19 protein-coding genes and 1 pseudogene are annotated in these 18870 nt (G+C 66.7%); 9 read left to right on the forward strand and 11 right to left on the reverse strand.

The window, feature by feature from the left end; genetic code table 11:
* Position 1: 1 nt before the first annotated feature.
* The 4 genes from ABZ293_RS01355 to ABZ293_RS01370 all read right to left on the reverse strand — a co-directional run bounded on the left by ABZ293_RS01355 (position 2) and on the right by ABZ293_RS01370 (position 2647).
* Positions 2–544 (reverse strand): hypothetical protein, encoded by a 543-nt coding sequence (locus ABZ293_RS01355; RefSeq protein WP_355176732.1) that lies wholly within the window; start codon positions 542–544, stop codon positions 2–4.
* A gap of 219 nt (positions 545–763) precedes the next feature.
* Positions 764–1519 carry a DUF305 domain-containing protein gene (locus ABZ293_RS01360; protein ID WP_355176733.1) on the reverse strand — a complete coding sequence of 252 codons (756 nt, stop codon included), beginning with the start codon at positions 1517–1519 and terminating at the stop codon, positions 764–766.
* 81 nt (positions 1520–1600) lie between these two features.
* Positions 1601–2008: a DUF6153 family protein gene (locus ABZ293_RS01365; RefSeq protein WP_355176734.1), complete on the reverse strand. Its 408-nt coding sequence runs from the start codon at positions 2006–2008 to the stop codon at positions 1601–1603.
* Positions 2009–2071: 63 nt separating this feature from the next.
* On the reverse strand, positions 2072–2647 hold the full coding sequence (locus tag ABZ293_RS01370) for a hypothetical protein (protein ID WP_355176735.1): 576 nt from the start codon (positions 2645–2647) through the stop codon (positions 2072–2074).
* A 128-nt stretch (positions 2648–2775) separates the two neighbouring features.
* Between ABZ293_RS01370 and ABZ293_RS01375 the strand changes: the two genes are divergently transcribed.
* Positions 2776–3924: a methyltransferase gene (locus ABZ293_RS01375; protein WP_355176736.1), complete on the forward strand. Its 1149-nt coding sequence runs from the start codon at positions 2776–2778 to the stop codon at positions 3922–3924.
* A gap of 192 nt (positions 3925–4116) precedes the next feature.
* The gene (locus ABZ293_RS01380) at positions 4117–4974 is read left to right on the forward strand and encodes a Bax inhibitor-1/YccA family protein (RefSeq protein ID WP_355176737.1); all 858 of its coding nucleotides are present in this window, start codon (positions 4117–4119) and stop codon (positions 4972–4974) included.
* Between the two features lie 361 nt (positions 4975–5335).
* Here ABZ293_RS01380 and ABZ293_RS01385 read toward each other — a convergent pair whose 3' ends face one another.
* The 3 genes from ABZ293_RS01385 to ABZ293_RS01395 all read right to left on the reverse strand — a co-directional run bounded on the left by ABZ293_RS01385 (position 5336) and on the right by ABZ293_RS01395 (position 8265).
* Positions 5336–6556 (reverse strand): acetyl-CoA C-acetyltransferase, encoded by a 1221-nt coding sequence (locus ABZ293_RS01385; RefSeq protein ID WP_355176738.1) that lies wholly within the window; start codon positions 6554–6556, stop codon positions 5336–5338.
* A gap of 24 nt (positions 6557–6580) precedes the next feature.
* Positions 6581–7504: an SGNH/GDSL hydrolase family protein gene (locus ABZ293_RS01390; RefSeq protein ID WP_355177115.1), complete on the reverse strand. Its 924-nt coding sequence runs from the start codon at positions 7502–7504 to the stop codon at positions 6581–6583.
* Between the two features lie 302 nt (positions 7505–7806).
* Positions 7807–8265 (reverse strand): hypothetical protein, encoded by a 459-nt coding sequence (locus ABZ293_RS01395; RefSeq protein WP_355176739.1) that lies wholly within the window; start codon positions 8263–8265, stop codon positions 7807–7809.
* 524 nt (positions 8266–8789) lie between these two features.
* Here ABZ293_RS01395 and ABZ293_RS01400 point away from each other — a divergent pair.
* A complete protein-coding gene (locus ABZ293_RS01400; RefSeq protein ID WP_355176740.1) occupies positions 8790–10163 on the forward strand; it encodes a cystathionine beta-synthase in 1374 nt (457 codons plus the stop codon).
* Between the two features lie 216 nt (positions 10164–10379).
* A pseudogene (locus ABZ293_RS01405) lies at positions 10380–10640 on the forward strand (ATP-binding protein); the annotation flags it as partial.
* Here ABZ293_RS01405 and ABZ293_RS01410 read toward each other — a convergent pair.
* Both ABZ293_RS01410 and ABZ293_RS01415 read right to left on the reverse strand, forming a co-directional pair.
* Positions 10594–11067, reverse strand: a complete 474-nt coding sequence (locus ABZ293_RS01410; RefSeq protein ID WP_355176741.1) for a DUF4254 domain-containing protein — start codon at positions 11065–11067, stop codon at positions 10594–10596. The pseudogene ABZ293_RS01405 and the gene ABZ293_RS01410 overlap by 47 nt on opposite strands.
* Positions 11068–11487: 420 nt before the next feature.
* Complete coding sequence (locus ABZ293_RS01415; protein ID WP_355176742.1) at positions 11488–12663, reverse strand: acyl-CoA dehydrogenase family protein; 1176 nt, start codon at positions 12661–12663, stop codon at positions 11488–11490.
* A gap of 99 nt (positions 12664–12762) precedes the next feature.
* On the opposite strand from ABZ293_RS01415, the gene ABZ293_RS01420 reads away from it, so the two are divergent.
* On the forward strand, positions 12763–13908 hold the full coding sequence (locus ABZ293_RS01420) for a cystathionine gamma-synthase (protein WP_355176743.1): 1146 nt from the start codon (positions 12763–12765) through the stop codon (positions 13906–13908).
* A gap of 104 nt (positions 13909–14012) precedes the next feature.
* Here ABZ293_RS01420 and greA read toward each other — a convergent pair whose 3' ends face one another.
* Both greA and ABZ293_RS01430 read right to left on the reverse strand, forming a co-directional pair.
* On the reverse strand, positions 14013–14507 hold the full coding sequence (gene greA / locus ABZ293_RS01425; protein ID WP_040695247.1) for a transcription elongation factor GreA: 495 nt from the start codon (positions 14505–14507) through the stop codon (positions 14013–14015).
* Between the two features lie 297 nt (positions 14508–14804).
* On the reverse strand, positions 14805–15254 hold the full coding sequence (locus ABZ293_RS01430; protein WP_355176744.1) for a DUF4307 domain-containing protein: 450 nt from the start codon (positions 15252–15254) through the stop codon (positions 14805–14807).
* 123 nt (positions 15255–15377) lie between these two features.
* Between ABZ293_RS01430 and mca the strand changes: the two genes are divergently transcribed.
* The 4 genes from mca to ABZ293_RS01450 all read left to right on the forward strand — a co-directional run bounded on the left by mca (position 15378) and on the right by ABZ293_RS01450 (position 18815).
* A complete protein-coding gene (mca, locus tag ABZ293_RS01435) occupies positions 15378–16262 on the forward strand; it encodes a mycothiol conjugate amidase Mca (protein WP_354951533.1) in 885 nt (294 codons plus the stop codon).
* Positions 16262–16531 (forward strand): hypothetical protein, encoded by a 270-nt coding sequence (locus ABZ293_RS01440; RefSeq protein WP_354951609.1) that lies wholly within the window; start codon positions 16262–16264, stop codon positions 16529–16531. The genes mca and ABZ293_RS01440 overlap by 1 nt, the downstream gene beginning before the upstream one ends.
* 145 nt (positions 16532–16676) lie before the next feature.
* On the forward strand, positions 16677–17987 hold the full coding sequence (locus tag ABZ293_RS01445; RefSeq protein WP_355176745.1) for an FAD-binding oxidoreductase: 1311 nt from the start codon (positions 16677–16679) through the stop codon (positions 17985–17987).
* A gap of 261 nt (positions 17988–18248) precedes the next feature.
* The gene (locus ABZ293_RS01450; RefSeq protein WP_355176746.1) at positions 18249–18815 is read left to right on the forward strand and encodes a TIGR03086 family metal-binding protein; all 567 of its coding nucleotides are present in this window, start codon (positions 18249–18251) and stop codon (positions 18813–18815) included.
* The last annotated feature ends 55 nt before the right edge of the window (positions 18816–18870 follow it).

Below are 18870 nucleotides of genomic sequence, written 5' to 3' on the forward strand. Positions count from 1 at the left end.
GTCAGTGGCCTTTACAGGCATCCTCGGCAATATTCTTGGTGGCGTTGAACTTATCGATCGCGGCATTGAGGGTATCGGTGGGCGCGCGCCGATCGAGGGTGTCGGCGAGTGCATTGGTGTCGTCGCGGTAGCTGCGCAGCGGAGTCGCGACGGCCAACGGCACCTCGGAGGTCACCTTCGCATCGATGGTGCGCGCGTTATTGCGCAGTGCGGTGACGGCGTCATTGGCCTTGGAATTGGTCTCCGGGTCGTTGATGCCCTTGCTATTGCTCGCATCGATGTAGTCGTTGAAGGTGCTGATCGAGCTGCTGTTCGCGGTGGCGAAGGTGTCGCACGCGGTTCCGGTCGCCCGTTCGGCCGCTGCCGCGCGCGAGGAGGATGCGGCCACCGACGACGCCGTGACCTCGGAGGTGTATGCGGCGAGTTCCGTCTGGTCGACCTGCGCGCTGCCGGTGATCTGCTTCGAGCATGCGCCGATGGTCAGGACACCCGCTGCGGTCGCGGCCGCGGCGGCGACGAGGCCCGCACGTTCTAGACGTCGCATGTCGGTTTCCCCTCTCTCCTCCGGACACCCGGCCGCTGGAGGCGCGAAGGAGGCCGGACGTAAAGACGGTACTTGTTCGCGCCCGCCGACGTCAGCCGAGCGCGGCCAGATCGATGACCAACTGATATCCAGCGGACCCGATGATGCAGGTCAGAGTGGAAGATCGGCACCGGAGCACGCCGGGACCCGCCGGTCCCGGTGTGCTCCGGTTGCGATGGATCAGCGCTGGCCGAGCAGGCCGCGCATGGTGGTGATTTCGGCCTGCTGGGCCGCGACGATCGCGGTGGCGAGTGCCTTCGCATCCGGGTTGACGCCGTTGGCGAGTTCGGTGTTCGCCATGGTGATCGCGCCGGTGTGGTGCTCGATCATCAGTTCCATCCACTGCCGGTCGAAGTCGGCTCCCGATGCCGCCGCCAGCGCGTTCATCTGCTCGTTCGACATGATGCCCGGCATTGCCGAGGTGCCGGGCATGGTGGTCATACCGGGCATGGTGGTCATACCGGGCATGGTGGTCATGCCGGGCATGGTGGTCATGCCGGGCATGGTGGTCATGCCGGGCATGTGCATGGTGCTGGTCATACCGGGCATCTCCATGCCGTGTCCGCCGTGTCCGGTGCTGCTCGGCGCGGGCTTGCCGAAGCTCTCGAGCAACTTGGTGATCTGCTCCATTTCGGGGGACTGTGCCTGCTCGATATTCGCGGCGAGCGCGCGCACCTGCTCGTTCTGGGTGCGGCTCGGGACCAGCCGCGCCATCTCGACCGCCTGCGCGTGATGCGGGTACATCATCTGCAGGAAGGTCACGTCGGCGTCATTGAAATCGGTTCGGGCGGCGGGCGTTCCGGAGCTGGCCTGGCTCGACGACGAGCCGTGGTCCGCGCTCGGCGATTCGCCATTGCTACAGCCCGCGGCGAAAAGCGCTGCGGCGGTGCTGGTTGCGGCAATGGCGAGGGTGATTCGGTTACGGGTGATGAACATGTCTGTGCTCCTGAGGAATGGCGAATAAACGGTTTCGGACAGGCAGAAGCCGCGACCGTGGTTGCGGGCGCGGTGGGCCTGTCAGATCCGCAGAATCGACAATTCGGCCAGGGACAGCACGGTCCACGGTGGTGCGCGTTCGCGCATCGGCCGCCACTGGCGCGGTTTCGACACACCGCCACCCGGTCGATCGAGGGTGATCCAGTAGAGCAGGACGAGCATCAGAGCCAGTGCCACGGCCGTCAGGATGAAGACGCACGCGTGCATGCCGCCGTGTGCGTTGCCGCAACCGTCATCGGTGCAGTCCGATCCGGTGGTCGCGTCGTGCTCGGCGGGCATCGCCATTGTCATCGTGCCGTGGTGGTGGTCGGCGGGCGTGGCGACAGTGAAAACCCCTGCGTGCATGGCCACGATCCCCGCGACCAGCACCAGCACACCGAGCGCCCGGACGAGTCCGGTGGCGCGCGGCGACAGGTGCTGTTGGACCACGCCGTCATTCTAGAACGGCCCGGACGGGCGATCTTTGATACCCCCTGGCCGTATCGACACCGGCTATGCGGTCGCGATATCGATCACCAGCCGGGTGGGATTCGTCAGCGTGCCGACCGCGAAGTTCGGGCGATCGGCGTTGACCCCGATGAACGATTGGGTGGTGCCCTCGAAGACGGTGGTCCGGTAGACGCCCGCGATCGCAGGTGCGCTGGGGTCGGTGGCCGGATCGGGACCGGAGTACGGCGTCACACCGCTGTCGAACGGATAGGCCGAACCCGTGATCTGGACCTCCAGAATCGAACGGCCCGCGACATCGATGACCTTGCCGCTGCCGTCCTGGATGGCCTGCTCGGTGTACTGCACGATCCAGCCGGGTGTGCCAGCGCCGCCGAATTCGTAGACCACGCGGTCGAATCCGGGGTGATGTCCGATCCGCAGGTCGGACACGGTCACGCCCGCGCCATTGGATGGGGCGCCGCGCTTGGGCAGGGCATCGCGCGGGGCGCTCTCCGGCGCGTCGGTGAATGTGCCGGTCGTGGTCGGCGCGGTCGTGGTGTTCGGGCCGGATCCACCGTCGCCGCAGCCGGCGAGCACCATCGCCGCGGCGGCGGCCATCAGCACCATCCTGTTACGCATGTGGCTGATGGTATTGGCCCTCGCCCGCGCTGCCCGGGATTTGCTGCAACCCGGTGTCAGCCAGCGGGGTGTCGCCGATATACCGGGTCGGACGCGATGTATCGGCAACGATCTAGCACACTTGAGGTGTGGAAGATGTCGAGGATGTACTTGGCCGATTGCGGCGGTACCCGGATGTGGAGGCGCGCAACCTCTATGCCGTCGATGCCGCCGACCGGCTGATCCTCGACGTGGCCGCGGACGCCATCGATGCCGCTGGCGGCGGCCGGATCACGGTGATCGGCGACGCCTACGGTGCGCTCACCCTCGGCGCGATCGCCGGGCACGACCTGAGCGCTGTCCGGGTCCATCAGGATCTGCTCACCGGCGAACTCGCGCTGGCCAACAACGCCCGCGCGCTCGGCCTCACGGATCGCTATACCGCGCACGCGCTTTCCGAAGAGTTGCTCGCCGATGCCGAGGTCGTCCTGCTGCGCCTACCGCGCATGCTCGCCGGACTGGCCGAGATCGCCGATGCCATCGCCCGCTACGCCGACCCCGGGGTGGTCGTTGTCGCGGGCGGGCGCGATAAATACCTCACCAAATCCATGAACGACATACTGGCCGAATCGTTCTCGCAGGTGCGCGCGAGCCGGGGGCGGCAGAAGTCGCGCACGCTATTGGTGAGCGGTCCGAAACCCGTTGCCGCGCCGCCATTTCCGGTCCGCGAGCGGATCGACGATATCGATATCGACGTGGTCGCGCACGGCGCCGCGTTCTCCGGCGCCAAATTGGATATCGGAACCCGGTTCCTGTTGCAGCATCTCAAGTGGATGAAACCCGATGCCCGCGATGCCATCGATCTCGGTTGCGGCACCGGCATTCTGGCCGTCGCACTGGCCAAGGCGCGGCCCGGCATCCGCGTCGTCGGCACCGATCAGTCGGCGGCCGCGGTGGCCTCGGCGCGGGCGACCGCCGAGGTCAATCGGGTCGCCGATCGGGTGACGGTGGTGCGCGACGATGCCATGTCCGCGGCCGCGGACAATAGCGCCGATCTGGTGCTCTGCAATCCGCCGTTCCACGTCGGCGCGGCCGTGCACACCGGATCGGCGATCAAGATGTTCGCCGAGACCGGCCGGGTATTGCGGCCCGGCGGTGAGCTGTGGACGGTGTACAACTCACATTTGAACTATCGCGGTGTGGTCCAGCGCATGGTGGGCCAGACGGAGGTGATCGGCCGCAATCGGAAATTCACGGTCACGCGATCCGTGCGTGGACTGCGTGACGTCCAGCGGTAGTAGAGTCCGATTTGTCCGTACCGAAGGGTTGCTCGGGAACCCGAGCGGGCCGATACACGTTGGACAACCTAGTTGGATATCGAGCGACCGGCTCGATAGACACGGCTCGGGACCGATCTTCGAGCGACCGGCAAGTAGGCGCTGGCGATCGGCCACGGCGACGTGGACCACGACTCCAGAAAGGCATTCACGGTGCGCACCACTAGCAATCCGGTATTCCGTCAACTTCCTCGGCAAGAGGGCGGTGGCTATGCCAACTTCGGGTCAGGGGTGACGGGCGCGGGCCAGATGGGCCAGCAGTACGGCCAATACCCGCAGTACCCCGAATATCAGCAGCCGTACCAGCAGGCCCCGACCACGCGGGCCATGACCATCGACGATGTGGTCACCAAGACCGCCATCACCCTCGGTGTGGTCGCGCTGTCGGCGATCGTGTCCTACGGCCTGACCAATGCCAATACCGCGCTGGCCCCGCTGTTCGTCGTCGGCGGCGGTCTGATCGGTTTCGTGCTGCTGCTGGTCGCGACCTTCGCAAGGAAGCTGGACAACCCGGTCGTCGTGCTGTCGTACGCGGTCTTGGAGGGTCTGGCCGTCGGTGCGGTGTCGTTCATATTCAGCAATATCAAATTCGGCGGTGCCGGTGGCAGCGGTATGATCGCGCAGGCCGTGCTGGGCACCTTCGGTGTCTTCGCGGGCATGCTGGTGGTCTACAAGACCGGCGCGATCCGGGTCACTCCGCGCTTCACCCGCATGATCTTCGGCGCGACGATCGGCGTCCTGGTGCTCATGCTTGGCAATGTGATCGCCAGCGTCTTCATCGACGGCGGCCTCGGCCTGCGTGACGGCGGCCCGCTCGCCATTGTCTTCAGCCTGGTCGTCATCGCGGTCGCCGCATTCACCTTCCTGCGCGACTTCGACGCCGCCGACCAGCTGATCCGCGCCCAGGCTCCGGAGAAGGCCGCCTGGGGCGTGGCCCTCGGCCTGACCGTCACCCTGGTCTGGCTCTACCTCGAAATCCTGCGCCTGCTCAGCTACTTCAACAACGACTGATCCGGTACTTCAATAACGCGACTGATCCGGCCACCCGGGTCCGGCGCTGACGATACGGCCCCAGTTGCCTTGGTATTCCAGGCCACTGGGGCCGTTCTCGCTTATCGGGGGAGCTTGTGTGGATCAGGCGGCGATCCCGAGCCCCGTCACGATGATGACTGGAACCATCTACAGCAGCGGGCAGGGAATCCTGGCGTGTTCGCTGAGAAGTCGAAACCCGGGTGCGCACTGTGACATCCGCGAGCGGACGCGGATTCTCCGGGCCGATCGACACCACGGCGAGCAGCAGCCCTGACACGCCAACGGCTCCCCATCTCCATCGAGATGGGGAGCCGCTGAAGCGATTTGGCGAGTTACCCGATCAGCTCAGGCGCTCGATGACCATCGCCATGCCCTGGCCGCCGCCGACGCACATGGTCTCCACACCGAACTGCTTGTCGTAGGTCTGCAGGTTGTTGAGCAGCGTGGTGGTGATGCGGGCGCCGGTCATACCGAACGGGTGGCCGAGCGCGATCGCGCCGCCGGAGACGTTCAGCTTGTCCTCGTCGATCTTCAGCGCGCGGGCCGAGCCGAGCACCTGCACCGCGAAGGCCTCGTTGATCTCGAACAGGTCGATATCGTCGACGGACTTGCCCGCCAGCGCGAGCGCCCGCTTGACCGCCTCGATCGGGCCAAGGCCCATGATCTCGGGGGACAGACCGGAGACGCCGGTGGACACGATGCGCGCCAGCGGGGTGAGGCCGAGTTCCTTGGCCTTGGTGTCACTCATGATGACCAGCGCGGCCGCACCGTCGTTGAGCGGGCAGCAGTTACCGGCGGTGATGGTGCCGTCCGGACGGAACACCGGCTTCAGCTGGCTGACCGCCTCGTAGGTGACTCCGGCGCGCGGGCCGTCGTCCTTCGAGATCACGGTGCCGTTGGGCAGCGTGATCGGGGTGATCTCGCGCTCGAAGAAGCCCGCCTTGATGGCCTCCTCCGCGCGGTTCTGCGAGCGCACGCCCCAGCGGTCCTGCTCCTCGCGGGTGATGCCGGTGAACGACGCGACATTCTCGGCGGTCTGGCCCATGGCGATGTAGGCGTCCGGGATCAGGCCGTCCTCGCGCGGGTCGTGCCAGATGCCGGCCCCGCCCTCGGCGGCCTTCGCGGTGCGGGCCTCGGCCTCGGCGAACAGCGAGTTCTTGGTGTTCGGCCAGCTGTCGGCAGAGCCGTTCTTGTAGCGGGACACGGTCTCCACACCGGCGGAGATGAACACATCGCCCTCGCCCGCCTTGATGGCGTGGAAGGCCATCCGGGTGGACTGCAGCGACGAGGCGCAGTAGCGGTGCACGGTGGTGCCGGGCACGAAGTCGTAGCCCAGCTGCACCGCGACGATGCGGGCGATATTGAAGCCCTGCTCGCCGCCGGGGGAGCCGCAGCCGAGGATCAAGTCGTCGATCTGGGCTGGATCCAGAGCCGGCACCTTGTCGAGCGCCGCGCGCACGATCTGGGTGGTCAGATCGTCGGGCCGCATATCGACCAGCGAACCCTTGGCTGCCCGGCCGATGGGGGAGCGGGCGGTCGAAACGATAACTGCCTCAGGCATGAGGGCTCCTTATGTACTCGCTGCTCAGTTTTGTACTGGCACCTCTATGTGTACCGAATCCGCTGAGCGGGACATCCGCCACCCCGGTGATTCGATGAGTCGGCGCAGCCGGGCGGTGATGCCGCGACGTTCGGCAGAGCAGGCCTGGGGCGATTCCGATCGCCGCTGTGCAAGTGCCGTTACCAGGATCGGCAACAGATGCGCGGCGGCCAATGCGTAGCCGTCGGCAGAAGGATGGAAGCCGTCGTCGGCGAAGAGCCGGTCCGGCGCGGTGAGGAATTCCGGCCCGAGATCGCCCATCGGGACGGGGCTGCCGCCCGCGGTGTGGGTGACCGCGAATTGTGCCTTGGCCAGCCGGACGCTCCAGTTGTGCACGATGGTGCGCAGCGGCTGCGGAATGGCGCCGACGGTGCCCAGATCCGGACAGGTGCCGACCACAACGACGCTTCCGGCCGCATGCAGCCGCGCGACGGCCACGCCCAACCTGCGCGCCGACGCGGATATCGAATGCTTCTTGGTGATGTCGTTCGCGCCGATGAAGATGACCGCGGCATCCGGCGGCGGCCCCGCGACGAACATGGCGTCGACCTGTCCGGCCAGCCCCTTCGAAGTCGCGCCGGAGATCGCCTTGGTGCTCAACCGGATCCGCATGCCGGTGGCCTCGGCCAGCCCGCGGGCGATGCGCACCCCCGGTACCTCTTCGGCGGTGACGCAGCCCACACCCGCGGCGGTGGAGTCGCCGAAGACCATCAGGTGGACGTCGACCGGCCGACCGGGACGCCACGGCTCAGGGACGTCGCATCCGGCCGAATAGATACCGTCGGCCTCGGGCGGTTTGGTGGTATCGCGCCCGATCAGACCGCGCGCTGCTCCCGCCTGCGCCATGAGAAGTCGATACGCGGCCCAGGACGCGGTGCCCGCACTGGATCCGGCCAGCACGGTAGCCATACCCGTCACCGCGGCTGTCCGCCAACTGATTCGAGGTGCCACGACTAGAAATAGTACGTGTTGATCGGCGGCCTGCGGTCGGTCGAACTGCGCCGTTCTGCTCATCCGATATGCGGCTCCGGCACCGTATCGGTGCCCGTCGCCGCGTGGCGGGCAACCACATGCCGGACCGCCACTTCGGCGCGGCGATCAACTCCCGGCCAGCGGGATCAGGCCGGCACGCCGAAGGTGCCGTCGCCGCGTGGCGGGCAACCGCGTGCCGGAGCCACTTCGGCGCGGCGATCAAGTCCCGGCGAGCGGGATCAGGCTGGCACGTCGAAGGTGCCGTGCGCCGGGACGCTCGCAGTGTCGGTGGTGACGGTGACCTCGACGCGCCCCGGACCGGTGTCCTGGAACAGCGCGTACTGAATGCTGCCGTAGAGGCCGGTGACCACGTTGTTCTCGTAGACGCCCGTCGCGCCGGTGCTCAGATTGCGCCAGGTGACGGTGGTGCGGACCTCGCACAGCGGGGCCAGCGGATAGTCGCCGGGGCCCAGACCCGCCGCCGGATTCGCGCGCACATTGAGAATGGCCCGGCCCGGCCACTCCGAACTGGTATCGGCCCAGGTGCGGATGCTCGTCCAGCAGACGCCGCCATGGGCCAGCGTTGGCACCTGCGGGAATTCGACGGTCGCGGCATCGGCTTGCGCCGCGCCAACTCCCGCGGCGAGTGCCGCTCCGGCGAGAACTGTTGCGGCGCGAGCAATGTTCGGCTGCCTCATGGTCGCGATCCTAGGCAAGTGATCGGCCTCAGGTGCATTTGTCACGCAAAACCGTCCGAGGCGACGTGCGCGAACTCACAGTGTCGGATCCGCGACATGCGCGGTGCACTGCGTGTTGTGCGGTGCGTCCGCCAGCGTGCCTGTTGCGAACGCCGTGGGAGGGATCTGTGTGACGTTCGTTGTGCTGCTTTCTCGACCGCCGTCGGGGCTGACCTGTGACGGTCGGCACCTGCGTGGCACCGACCGGTGGCCACTGCGCGAAGTCAGCCCAGCTTTCCGCTTCGTCGGTCTTCCGGCTCGGGCGCACAGCACTCTGCGGCGGATACGCTGCGCCCCCTTGTGCAGGCTGCGGGACCGGTCGTGGTGCCCTGCGCGGTTTCGCTGTGCTTGCTGTCTACGGGGCCATTGTGCAGACCGCGGAGTCGGATTTGTGACATTCGCGGTGCCCGACGCGCCGTACGCTGCGCATCCGCCTCCGGGACCGTCGCGAACGCCCTGGAAGTCCTTCTGCAACGATAGGGGGCATGCGCATCGCTGATCATGTCGTTGACCTCATCGGCAATACGCCGCTGGTTCGGTTGAACTCGGTGGTGGGACCCAACGCTGGCGTCGTCGCGGCCAAGATCGAATATCTGAATCCGGGCGGCAGCGCCAAGGACCGCATCGCGGTGAAGATGATCGAGGCGGCCGAGGCCTCCGGTGCCCTGCGGCCCGGCGGCACCATTGTCGAGCCGACTTCGGGTAATACCGGTGTCGGGCTCGCGCTGGTCGCGCAGCAGCGCGGCTACAAGTGCGTATTCGTCTGCCCGGACAAGGTCAGCGAGGATAAGCGCAATGTGCTGCGCGCCTACGGCGCAGAGGTGGTGGTGTGCCCGACCGCGGTGCCGCCGGACCACCCGGACAGCTACTACAGCGTCTCCGATCGGCTGGTCCGCGAGATCTCCGGTGCGTGGAAGCCGGACCAGTACTCCAATCCGGGCGGCCCGGACAGCCACTACGAGACCACCGGCCCGGAGATCTGGCGCGATACCGACGGCAAGGTCACCCACTTCGTCGCGGGCGTCGGCACTGGCGGCACCATCACCGGCACCGGCCGGTATCTGAAGGAGGTGTCCGGCGGCAAGGTGAAGATCATCGGCGCGGATCCGGAGGGTTCGGTGTACTCCGGTGGCACCGGTCGGCCGTATCTGGTCGAGGGCGTCGGCGAGGACTTCTGGCCCTCGGCCTACGACCCGGCCGTGCCCGACGAGATCATCGCCGTCTCCGACGCCGACTCCTTCGATATGACCCGCCGCCTCGCGCGCGAGGAGGGTCTGCTGGTTGGCGGCTCCTGCGGAATGGCGGTGGTCGCGGCCATCGAGGTCGCGCGCCGCGATCCCGATGCACTGGTGGTCGTATTGCTGCCCGACGGCGGCCGCGGCTATCTGTCCAAGATCTTCAACGACCAGTGGATGAGCTCCTACGGCTTCCTGCGCGACCGTCTGGACGGCACCGCGGAACCGCTGGTCGGTGATGTGCTGCGCGGCAAGTCCGGCGCGCTGCCCGATCTGGTGCACACCCATCCGTCGGAGACCCTGCGCGATGCGATCGAGATCCTGCGCGAATACGGGGTTTCGCAGATGCCGGTCGTCGGCGCCGAACCGCCGGTCATGGCCGGTGAGGTCGCGGGCAGTGTCACCGAGCGCGATCTGCTCTCCGCGGTCTTCGAAGGCCGTGCGCATCTGACGGATTCGGTGGCCCAGCATATGAGTCCGTCGTTCCCGCTGATCGGTTCGGGCGAACCCATTTCGGCCGCGACCAAGGCACTGTCGGATACCGACGCGTTGATGGTGGTCGAGGACGGCAAGCCGGTAGGCGTGATCACCCGGCACGATCTGCTCGGGTTCCTCAGCACCTGATCCAGCTGAATCCACCTGGCTCGGTCGCCACTGAGTCGCCCGTCGGTCGTCGAGGTGACGGATCAGTGGCATTGGCCGGGCACAGGTCGGCGGGCGCGTTTTCGGCCGTTGCCGTGGCACTGTTCGGCTCGGCGCTGTTCGTAGATCCGGTGCTGTCAGGTCTGTAGCCGGCATCAACACCCGGGGCCATCAACGCCTTGCCAGCCACGGCCGAGGGTATGGGATGACGGGCCCGGATTCGATCCCGCCGTATTGCCGCACGTCTTCCGACGCTTCGCGCGTGGCCACGGACTCGGGTTCGCGCTGGTGCGCTCGATCGTCGCACTGCACGACGGGCGGGCCGAGGCGGTCAACCGGGCCGAGGGCGGCGGCCACCAGAGCCTGCACCTGCTCTCGATGTCCAGCGGCGACTGTCGCCGGTACTCGGTTGCTATGCGGATCGACGCGTGCGCGAATTATCTTGTGCGGCACCGATGATGAGGTCGCTCCACTGGTCGGCGAGCAGCGCGAGGCGATACCAGGCGGCGTGTACGCGATCGTCGGAGACCTTTTCGGCGGTGTGCAGCAGATGGCTGGCGTGGGTGTAGGCGGCGGCCATCCGATCCAATGTCGCGCCGATGGATTCGGCCCGGATATGTGCCGTCGATCGCCGCTGCGGCACCCGGGTGATCACCCAGGTGTCGATAGCCGAGACGAGTTCGGCTCGGCGGCAATCGATTCCGGCAGTGGCGAGCGGATCGTCGTGCCGCTTCCTGTGCAGATCCGCGAGCACGCGCGCCAGCGGAACAAGCGGATGTTCCGAACCCGGTTCGGGCGGATGTCCGCCGAATGCGCCGATCAATTCTCGTTGGTCCGGAAGCATTTTCGCGCCCTCGATGATCGGCGCGCGGTCACGGACGAACATTATGGGCCCCCAGATCTGACGACGGCATGAACATGGTGCACCTCCGAATAAGCGGTCGGTGCACTCGGATTCGCCGCGTTGATCCGGGACGCTGTACGGCTCCGATGCTGTGAGGCCTTCCCGAAACCGAGTGCCGTTACAGCTTCGCTATCCGCCTTGGCGAATCGGTGACATGAAGATGGCACAGCGATGACAGGTAGTAACAATATTCTCAACTCGGTGCGAGCGCCGCTGTGAAATGTGCCGACCAGTCCGAAATACGCCGAATTCGCCACTTCCCCACCATGATTCGCACTACCACCCCCACCCCCACCCCATGCCCCGGCAGCCGCCGACACCCCCAGGAGGTGGACAGATGATCACCATGCGCTGATGCAGGCAAACGCCGAGAGCTCCCTGCATCAGCGCATTCTCGTCGGTTTAGCGGAACGCGTTGGAGTTGGTGAGGGCTTGGCCTAGGACTAGTTGGTGTACTTCGGCGGTGCCTTCGTAGGTGAGGACGGATTCTAGGTTGTTGGCGTGGCGGAGGATTGGGTAGTCGAGGGTGATGCCGTTGGCGCCTAGGATGGTGCGGCATTCGCGGGCTATGGCGATGGCTTCTCTTGTGCTGTTCAGTTTGCCTGCGCTGATTTGTTCGGGGAGGACCTTGCCGGTGTCTTTCAGTCGGCTGATCTGTAGTGCGAGTAGTTGGCCCTTGCCGTATTCGAGGGCCATATCGGCGAGCTTGGCCTGGGTGAGTTGGTAGGCGGCCAGGGGTTTGTCGAAGACTTCTCTGGTTCGCGCGTATTCGATGGTTGCGGCCAGGCAGTCGCGGGCGGCGCCCAGTGCGCCGAAGATGATGCCGAAACGGGCCTCGCTCAGGCAGCCGAGGGGGGAGCTCAGTCCGCGGGATTGCGGGAGGACCGCGTCCGCGGGCAGGCGCACGTCGTCGAGGTCCAGTTCCGCGGTCACCGAGGCGCGCAGTGAGAGTTTGTGATGCATTTCGCGGGCGGTGAATCCCGGCGTGCCCGCGGGTACCAGGAATCCGCGCACCACCTGTTTGCCCTCATCCTCGGTCTGTGCCCACACCACCGCGATATCGGCCACCGAGCCATTGGTGATCCACATCTTCGAGCCATTGAGCACCCAGTCGGTGCCGTCGCGCTTGGCCCTGGTCCGCATGCCGCCCGGATTGGAGCCGAAGTCGGGTTCGGTCAGGCCGAAACAGCCGAGTGCGCGCCCCGCCGCCATATCGGGCAGCCAGCGCTCTTTCTGCTCATCGGAGCCGTATTTGTGGATCGCGGTCATGGCGAGCGAGCCCTGCACCGAGACCATGCTGCGCACGCCCGAATCGACCGCCTCTAGCTCCTGGCAGGCCAGACCGTACGCGGTCGCCGAAAGGCCAGCGCAGCCATAGCCCTCCAAGTGCATGCCGAGCAATCCGATATTGCCGAGTTCCGGCGCGATCTCGCGGGCCGGGAACGTTCCCGCCTCGAACCAGTCCGCGATATGCGGTCGCAACCGCTGATTGGCAAACGTGCGGACGGTATCGCGGATCTCGCGCTCGTCCTCGGTCAACAGGGCATCGATCGCGAACAGTTCATCAACGCTGAGCATGAGCTCAACCTACCGCCGCACCCGCGCCGAAACCCCGGATCGGTGCACAACGCTGATCCGGCCGATAGCCCGCCGATCGCCCGACGCTAGGCTGACCCCATGAGTGAGCTGGGATTCTCCACCAGAGCCGTGCACGCCGGATACGACCCCGAAGCCCGGACCGGTGCGGTGAACGTGCCCATCTACGCGAGTTCGACGTTCGCCCAGGACGGGGTGGGCGGGCTGCGCGACGGCTACGAATACGGCCGCACCGGCAACCCGACCAGGACCGCGCTGGAAGCGAACCTCGCCGCGCTCGAATCGGGCCGCTATGGACGGGCATTCGCCTCCGGTATGGCCGCCACCGACTGTGCGCTGCGGGCGACGCTGCGTCCCGGCGACCACATTGTCATCCCGGATGACGCCTACGGTGGCACCTTCCGGCTGATCGATAAGGTCTTCAGCCAGTGGGGCATCGAACATTCGCCCGCCCATGTGTTCAACGTCGACGAAATGCGCGCCGCGATCCGGCCGAATACCAAGCTGATCTGGATCGAGACCCCGACCAACCCGCTGCTGAGCATCGGCGATATCCCGGCGCTCGCCGATATCGCGCACACCGCGGGCGCGAAACTGGTGGTGGACAACACCTTTGCCACGCCGTATTTGCAGCAGCCGCTGCTGCTCGGCGCCGATATCGTCACCCATTCGACCACCAAGTATCTGGGCGGGCACTCCGATGTCGTCGGCGGCGCGCTGATCACCAATGATCCGGAGCTCGACGCGGCATTCGCCTTCCTGCAGAACGGCGCGGGCGCGGTGCCCGGTCCGTTCGACGCCTTCCTCACCCTGCGCGGCACCAAAACCCTCGCGGTGCGGATGGATCGGCACTGCGACAATGCCGAGACCATCGCCGAATTCCTGACAAGGCATCCGGCGATTTCGAAGGTCATCTACCCCGGCCTGGCCGAACATCCCGGCCACTTCATCGCCGATAAGCAGATGAAGCGCTTCGGCGGCATGATCTCGGTCCGGCTCAACGGCGGCAAGGACGCGGCACACGAGTTCTGCTCGCGCACCAAGATCTTCACCCTCGCCGAATCGCTCGGCGGCGTGGAATCGCTGATCGAACACCCGGCCGCGATGACACACGCCTCCACCGCTGGCTCGCAGCTCGAGGTGCCGGACGATCTGGTGCGGCTCTCGGTCGGCATCGAGGACGTCAGCGACCTGCTGGCCGATATCGAACAGGCGCTGGCGAACTAGGTATGCATATCCCGAACGGCGGCCGCATCCGGATCTCCCGGATGCGGCCGTTCGTTTCGGGATCGGTGTCGAGATGCTCCGGCCGAGCCGGTCTCGACCCCAGATCAGCTGTGGTAGGGCTCCGCGCTGACCAGCGTCACCTTCATGGTCTTGCCATTGGGCAGCGTGTACTCACGTGTGTCGCCGACCTTCGCGTCGATGAGCGCGCCGCCGAGCGGCGAATTCGGCGAGTAGGTCTCGAGCTTGGAATCGTTGAGGCCCTCTTCGCGGGTCGCGATGAGGAAGGTCTCGGTGTCGGACTCGTCGCCGTCGTAATAGACCTTGACGACCGAACCCGGCAGTGCGACGCCGGACTTGGTGGGCGCAACGCCGACCTTGGCGTTGTTCAGCAGCTCCTGCAGCTGCCGGATGCGCGCCTCCTGCTGACCCTGCTCCTCGCGCGCGGCGTGGTATCCGCCGTTTTCCTTGAGGTCGCCCTCTTCGCGGCGCTCGTTGATCTCAGCAGCGATGACCGGACGATTAGCGATGAGCGCGTCGAGTTCACCCTTGAGCCTGTCGTGCGACTCCGGGGTCAGCCAAGTCACTTGCGTCTCAGTCATCTCGATCACTCCCTAGTAGTTGTTCCCGGCCGAGACCGGGCTCCCTGATCCGCTGCAGTGCCCACAGGGGGCGGGCACGCACCAGCCGACGGCTAGTGCCATCCTGGGGAAGTTCATCGAACCCCGACAGGCCTCAGGTCCGGCGAACTCACACACCCGGAACTGACAGCGCTGGCCGCCAATGCAGCAAACACGGCTCCGTGCCCCGGAACCGTGTATCACGCCATTTTAGCATGAATCACAAACATGCAGGTCGGCGTTCGTTTTGCGGACGCCGTGACGGGGTACCGCCCGGGATCAGCCCGCCCGAAGGTACTTCGGGACGTCATCGCTGCAGCCGTAGATGCTGCTCGAGACCGGCCGCTCGGAGGCGCGCACGGTGGTCGTCAGCTCGATGGTGCCGCTGCCGGACGGTTCGATCAGCACCTCACGCCGGCCCAATTCGGACCCGTCCCTGGCCATCGCGCGTACGAAACACACCACCGGCTGCTGCGGATCCTTGCGGGTGACCTTGAGGTGCACCGAGATCGTGGAATCGTCGACCACGGTGTAGCCGAGCTGTTCGGCGTCGATATCGTTCGGGCCGTACTTCTGGAAACCGATATACGCGACCACGAGACCCGCGGCGAGTACGACCGCGCCGAGTGCGAAAGGAATCCAACGACGCCTCGGGCGTGGCGTCGTACCGTACCGGTCGGCACGTCGGTCGGCGGGCGCCGAAGCGGCGGCACCGGGCGTGTCACTCATGGTGTATCGCTCCCGGGGGGTACGTCGGAACAAAAGTCTGTCGAATGGAACTATAGGGACAGCAGATCGGACCCCGGCGGCGGAGATACGAGGTATGACGGTGAGTTCTGAGGTGGACGAGACGTGAGTGGCTTTCGCCTCATGGCGGTTCATGCCCATCCCGACGACGAATCCAGCAAGGGTGCTGCGACGACCGCGCGCTATGCCGACGAGGGCCATGACGTCCTCATCGTCACGCTGACCGGCGGCGAACGCGGCAGCATTCTCAATCCCGCGATGGATACCCCGGGGGTGCTGGAGCGGATCGATGAGATCCGGCGCGAGGAGATGGACGCCGCGGCCGCCGCACTCGGGGTGCGGCAGACCTGGCTCGGTTTCGTCGACTCCGGCCTGCCCGAGGGCGATCCGCCGCCGCCGCTGCCGGAGGGCAGCTTTGCGCTGGTCCCGTTGGAAGAGGCGGTCGAGGCGCTGGTCCGGGTGGTGCGCGAATTCAAACCGCATGTGATGACCACCTATGACGAAAACGGCGGCTACCCGCATCCGGATCACATCCGCTGCCACGAGGTGTCGATGGCCGCATTCGAGGCGGCGGGCGATCCGGAGCGGTTCCCGGACGCGGGCGAGCCATGGCAGCCGCTGAAGATCTATTACGACCACGGCTTCACCATGGCGCGCCTGGATGTCTTCGCCGCGGAGTACGAGCGGATCGGCGAGCCGTTCCCGCTGCAGGAGTGGCTGGAGCGGATGCGCACCTACCGGCAGGGCCGCCCGGACGGAATGACCCGGGTGACCACGCAGATCGAATGCGCCAAATACTTTCCGCAGCGTGACGACGCCCTGCGCGCCCACGCCACCCAGATCGATCCCAACGGCGCGTTCTTCGCGATTCCGATGGAGATGCAGCAGCGGCTGTGGCCGACCGAGGAGTTCGAACTGGCCAAGTCCCGGGTGTCGAGCTCGCTTCCGGAGACCGACCTGTTCGCTGGTATCGAAGACGAGCACCGGTGATGTTGGCTCTGCTCGCCCAAGCGCCCGGCACACCGACCGGACCGGAGTTCGGCAAGGCGTCGCCGCTGGGTCTGGTGATCATTCTGGTGCTGCTCGCCGGGACCGTGCTGTTGGTGCGGTCGATGAACCGGCATATCAAGGGTCTGCCCACGACCTTCGAGCCCGACCATCCGGAGCCGGATCAGGAGGCCGATGAGGGCACCGAGCCGGGCATCACCCGGCTCGAGGAGAGCAATGGCGACTCGGGCGATCGGCCCGATAAGACCTGATAGCGCCCGCTGCGACACCGGCCGCCCGAGGAATTCGGGCGGCCGGTGTTACGTTCGCGGGCCGTATTTCGTCTATGGGGTAGTCGCGGCTCGATCCACGGGCCGCAGGTGCTTTCGGGCACGGCTGCGAAGTGAGGAAATACCAATGACATTCGAGGATCTGCGCGCTGCCCTGTCCGGCCGGGTGCTGCTACCGGGCGAGCATGGCTTCGATGCGGCGGCGCGGCCGTGGACCACCACGGTCACCCAGCCGGTCGCCGCGGTGGTGCGGGCAGCCGATGCACGGGACATCGCCGCCGTGGTTGCCCATGCGCGCCGGACCGGTGTGCCGGTGATCGCGCAGCCGACCGGACACGGGGCCTCGGGTGCGATCGAGGACGCGATTCTGCTGCGTACCGGGGGACTGGACAGCATCGAGATCGATGCCGACCGGCGGGTGGCGAAGGTCGGTGCCGGTGTGAACTGGGGCGCGGTGCAGGCCGCGGCCGCGGCGCATGGGCTGACCGGACTGGCGGGCAGCAATCCGGCGGTCGGTGTGACCGGATACACCCTCGGCGGCGGGCTGAGCTGGTTCAGCCGTAAGTACGGCTGGGCTTCGGATGCGGTGCGCGCCTTCGAGATCGTCGATGCCGAGGGCATCCAGACCCGGGTGAGCGCCGCCGACGATCCGGAGCTGTTCTGGGCATTGCGTGGTGGCGGCGGCGATTTCGCGGTGGTAACCGCACTCGAGTTCGACCTCTTCCCGGCCCCCGCGCTCTATGGCGGGCGGGTGATGTGGCATGGTGCGCGCACGGCCGAGGTCTTCGAAGCGTTCCAGGAGATCACCGCGGATGTACCCGACGAACTGTCGGTGTGGTTCCACCGGTTCCAGTTCCCTGATGCGCCGCCGATGGTCGCGCTGGATGTCGCCTACCTGGGCGATGCGGAGGCAGGCCGGTCGCTGCTCACCCGGTTGGACGCGATCGAGGGGCCGATCGCCGATCAGCGTGGTGCGCTGTCGGTGGCGAATCTCGGCGATATCACCGCAGAGCCGACCGATCCGAGCCCGTCCCTCTCGCGCGGTGAACTGCTCACCGACCTGGGCGATGCGGTGGTGAAAACCCTGCTCGACGAACCCGTTGCCCCACTGGTCGATATCCAGATCCGCCGTCTCGGTGGCGCACTGGCCAGGGCGGCCACCGACGGCGGCGCGCGTGGTCCGGTCACCGAGCCGTACCTGCTCTACGCACTCGGTCTCGGACTGCCGCATCTGACGGCCGCGGTCACCGCCCGACGGGCCGAGATCGTCGATGCGATCGGCGCGCATATCAGCGGCCGCAAGCCGTACACGTTCCTCACGCCGGAGGAGACGGCCGCCGCGGCGTTCGATGAGAGCACGCTCGCGCGGTTGCGGGAGATCAAGCGTGCGCGCGATCCGCGGTCGGTGATCCGCTCCAACTATCCGGTGCTCGGATAACGCATTTCGGCCGCTGCCGACCGCCGGGTCGGGACCGTCGGTCGGCAGCAGTCCGGCCGACGTCCTCGCGTGGGCATCCGGCGCTCGGCATGGCCGGTTGACATTTCGGTTTCGAAGACCACACATCCGCCGGAAGTGCGGCAGCGCAACACTTTTGGGTCCCTGCCGTGCTCATGCGGTGATCCGGGCGGCGTTGGATCGAGTTTGGATGTCACCCCGTCGTGCTACCCATTCTGCGAACTCTTCGAGCGAAGGATGCCCATGGACAATGTGATCGGACAGATCGACCGCGCTCTGGATATGACGGGCGCGATCGTGGTCGCCGCCGTCGACGGCGACCGGCTCGCGGCGTCGACGCCGTGTCCGGAGTGGGATGTGCACGCCGTGCTCAACCATGCCGTGGGCGGTATGCACCTGTTCGCCGCCGAGGTGAGCGGCACCGACGCGGGTGCCGGACACGATGACGACTGGCTCGGCATCGATCCGCAGGGCGCCTTCGCCGCGGCGTCCGAGGTCGACCGCGCGGCCTGGCATCGACCCGACGCACTGGCCGGCACCGTTCACTTCTCGCTCGGCGACCTGTCCGGCCCGGCCGCCGCCATGATCCATCTCACCGAGGTCGTCGCACACGGTATCGATATCGCAGTGGCCATCGACCGCCCCGATCTCGCCGACGACGAGCTGTGCGCCGAACTGCTGACCACCATGCACGCGATGGGCGGCCTCGACGGCTTCCGCAAACCGGGCATGTTCGGCGCGGAGGTCGCCGTGCCCGCCGACGCGCCAGCGCACCGCCGCTTGCTCGGTTATCTCGGGCGGGCATGTTGATTGCGTAACCGATTGCCGCGCAGCTGATTTCGTCGCGTTCGGCGTTGTGCCCGAG

Source organism: Nocardia sp. NPDC005998, assembly GCF_040614395.1.
Classification (GTDB): domain Bacteria; phylum Actinomycetota; class Actinomycetes; order Mycobacteriales; family Mycobacteriaceae; genus Nocardia.

Bases quoted from the DNA above. Each gene is read 5' to 3' on its own strand.
- ABZ293_RS01355 (WP_355176732.1), bottom strand. From the start codon at position 544: ATGCGACGTCTAGAACGTGCGGGCCTCGTCGCCGCCGCGGCCGCGACC.
- ABZ293_RS01360 (WP_355176733.1), bottom strand. From the start codon at position 1,519: ATGTTCATCACCCGTAACCGAATCACCCTCGCCATTGCCGCAACCAGC.
- ABZ293_RS01370 (WP_355176735.1), bottom strand. From the start codon at position 2,647: ATGCGTAACAGGATGGTGCTGATGGCCGCCGCCGCGGCGATGGTGCTC.
- ABZ293_RS01385 (WP_355176738.1), bottom strand. From the start codon at position 6,556: ATGCCTGAGGCAGTTATCGTTTCGACCGCCCGCTCCCCCATCGGCCGG.
- ABZ293_RS01390 (WP_355177115.1), bottom strand. From the start codon at position 7,504: ATGGCTACCGTGCTGGCCGGATCCAGTGCGGGCACCGCGTCCTGGGCC.
- ABZ293_RS01395 (WP_355176739.1), bottom strand. From the start codon at position 8,265: ATGAGGCAGCCGAACATTGCTCGCGCCGCAACAGTTCTCGCCGGAGCG.
- ABZ293_RS01400 (WP_355176740.1), top strand. From the start codon at position 8,790: ATGCGCATCGCTGATCATGTCGTTGACCTCATCGGCAATACGCCGCTG.
- ABZ293_RS01410 (WP_355176741.1), bottom strand. From the start codon at position 11,067: ATGTTCGTCCGTGACCGCGCGCCGATCATCGAGGGCGCGAAAATGCTT.
- ABZ293_RS01415 (WP_355176742.1), bottom strand. From the start codon at position 12,663: ATGCTCAGCGTTGATGAACTGTTCGCGATCGATGCCCTGTTGACCGAG.
- ABZ293_RS01420 (WP_355176743.1), top strand. From the start codon at position 12,763: ATGAGTGAGCTGGGATTCTCCACCAGAGCCGTGCACGCCGGATACGAC.
- greA (WP_040695247.1), bottom strand. From the start codon at position 14,507: ATGACTGAGACGCAAGTGACTTGGCTGACCCCGGAGTCGCACGACAGG.
- ABZ293_RS01430 (WP_355176744.1), bottom strand. From the start codon at position 15,254: ATGAGTGACACGCCCGGTGCCGCCGCTTCGGCGCCCGCCGACCGACGT.
- ABZ293_RS01440 (WP_354951609.1), top strand. From the start codon at position 16,262: ATGTTGGCTCTGCTCGCCCAAGCGCCCGGCACACCGACCGGACCGGAG.
- ABZ293_RS01445 (WP_355176745.1), top strand. From the start codon at position 16,677: ATGACATTCGAGGATCTGCGCGCTGCCCTGTCCGGCCGGGTGCTGCTA.
- ABZ293_RS01450 (WP_355176746.1), top strand. From the start codon at position 18,249: ATGGACAATGTGATCGGACAGATCGACCGCGCTCTGGATATGACGGGC.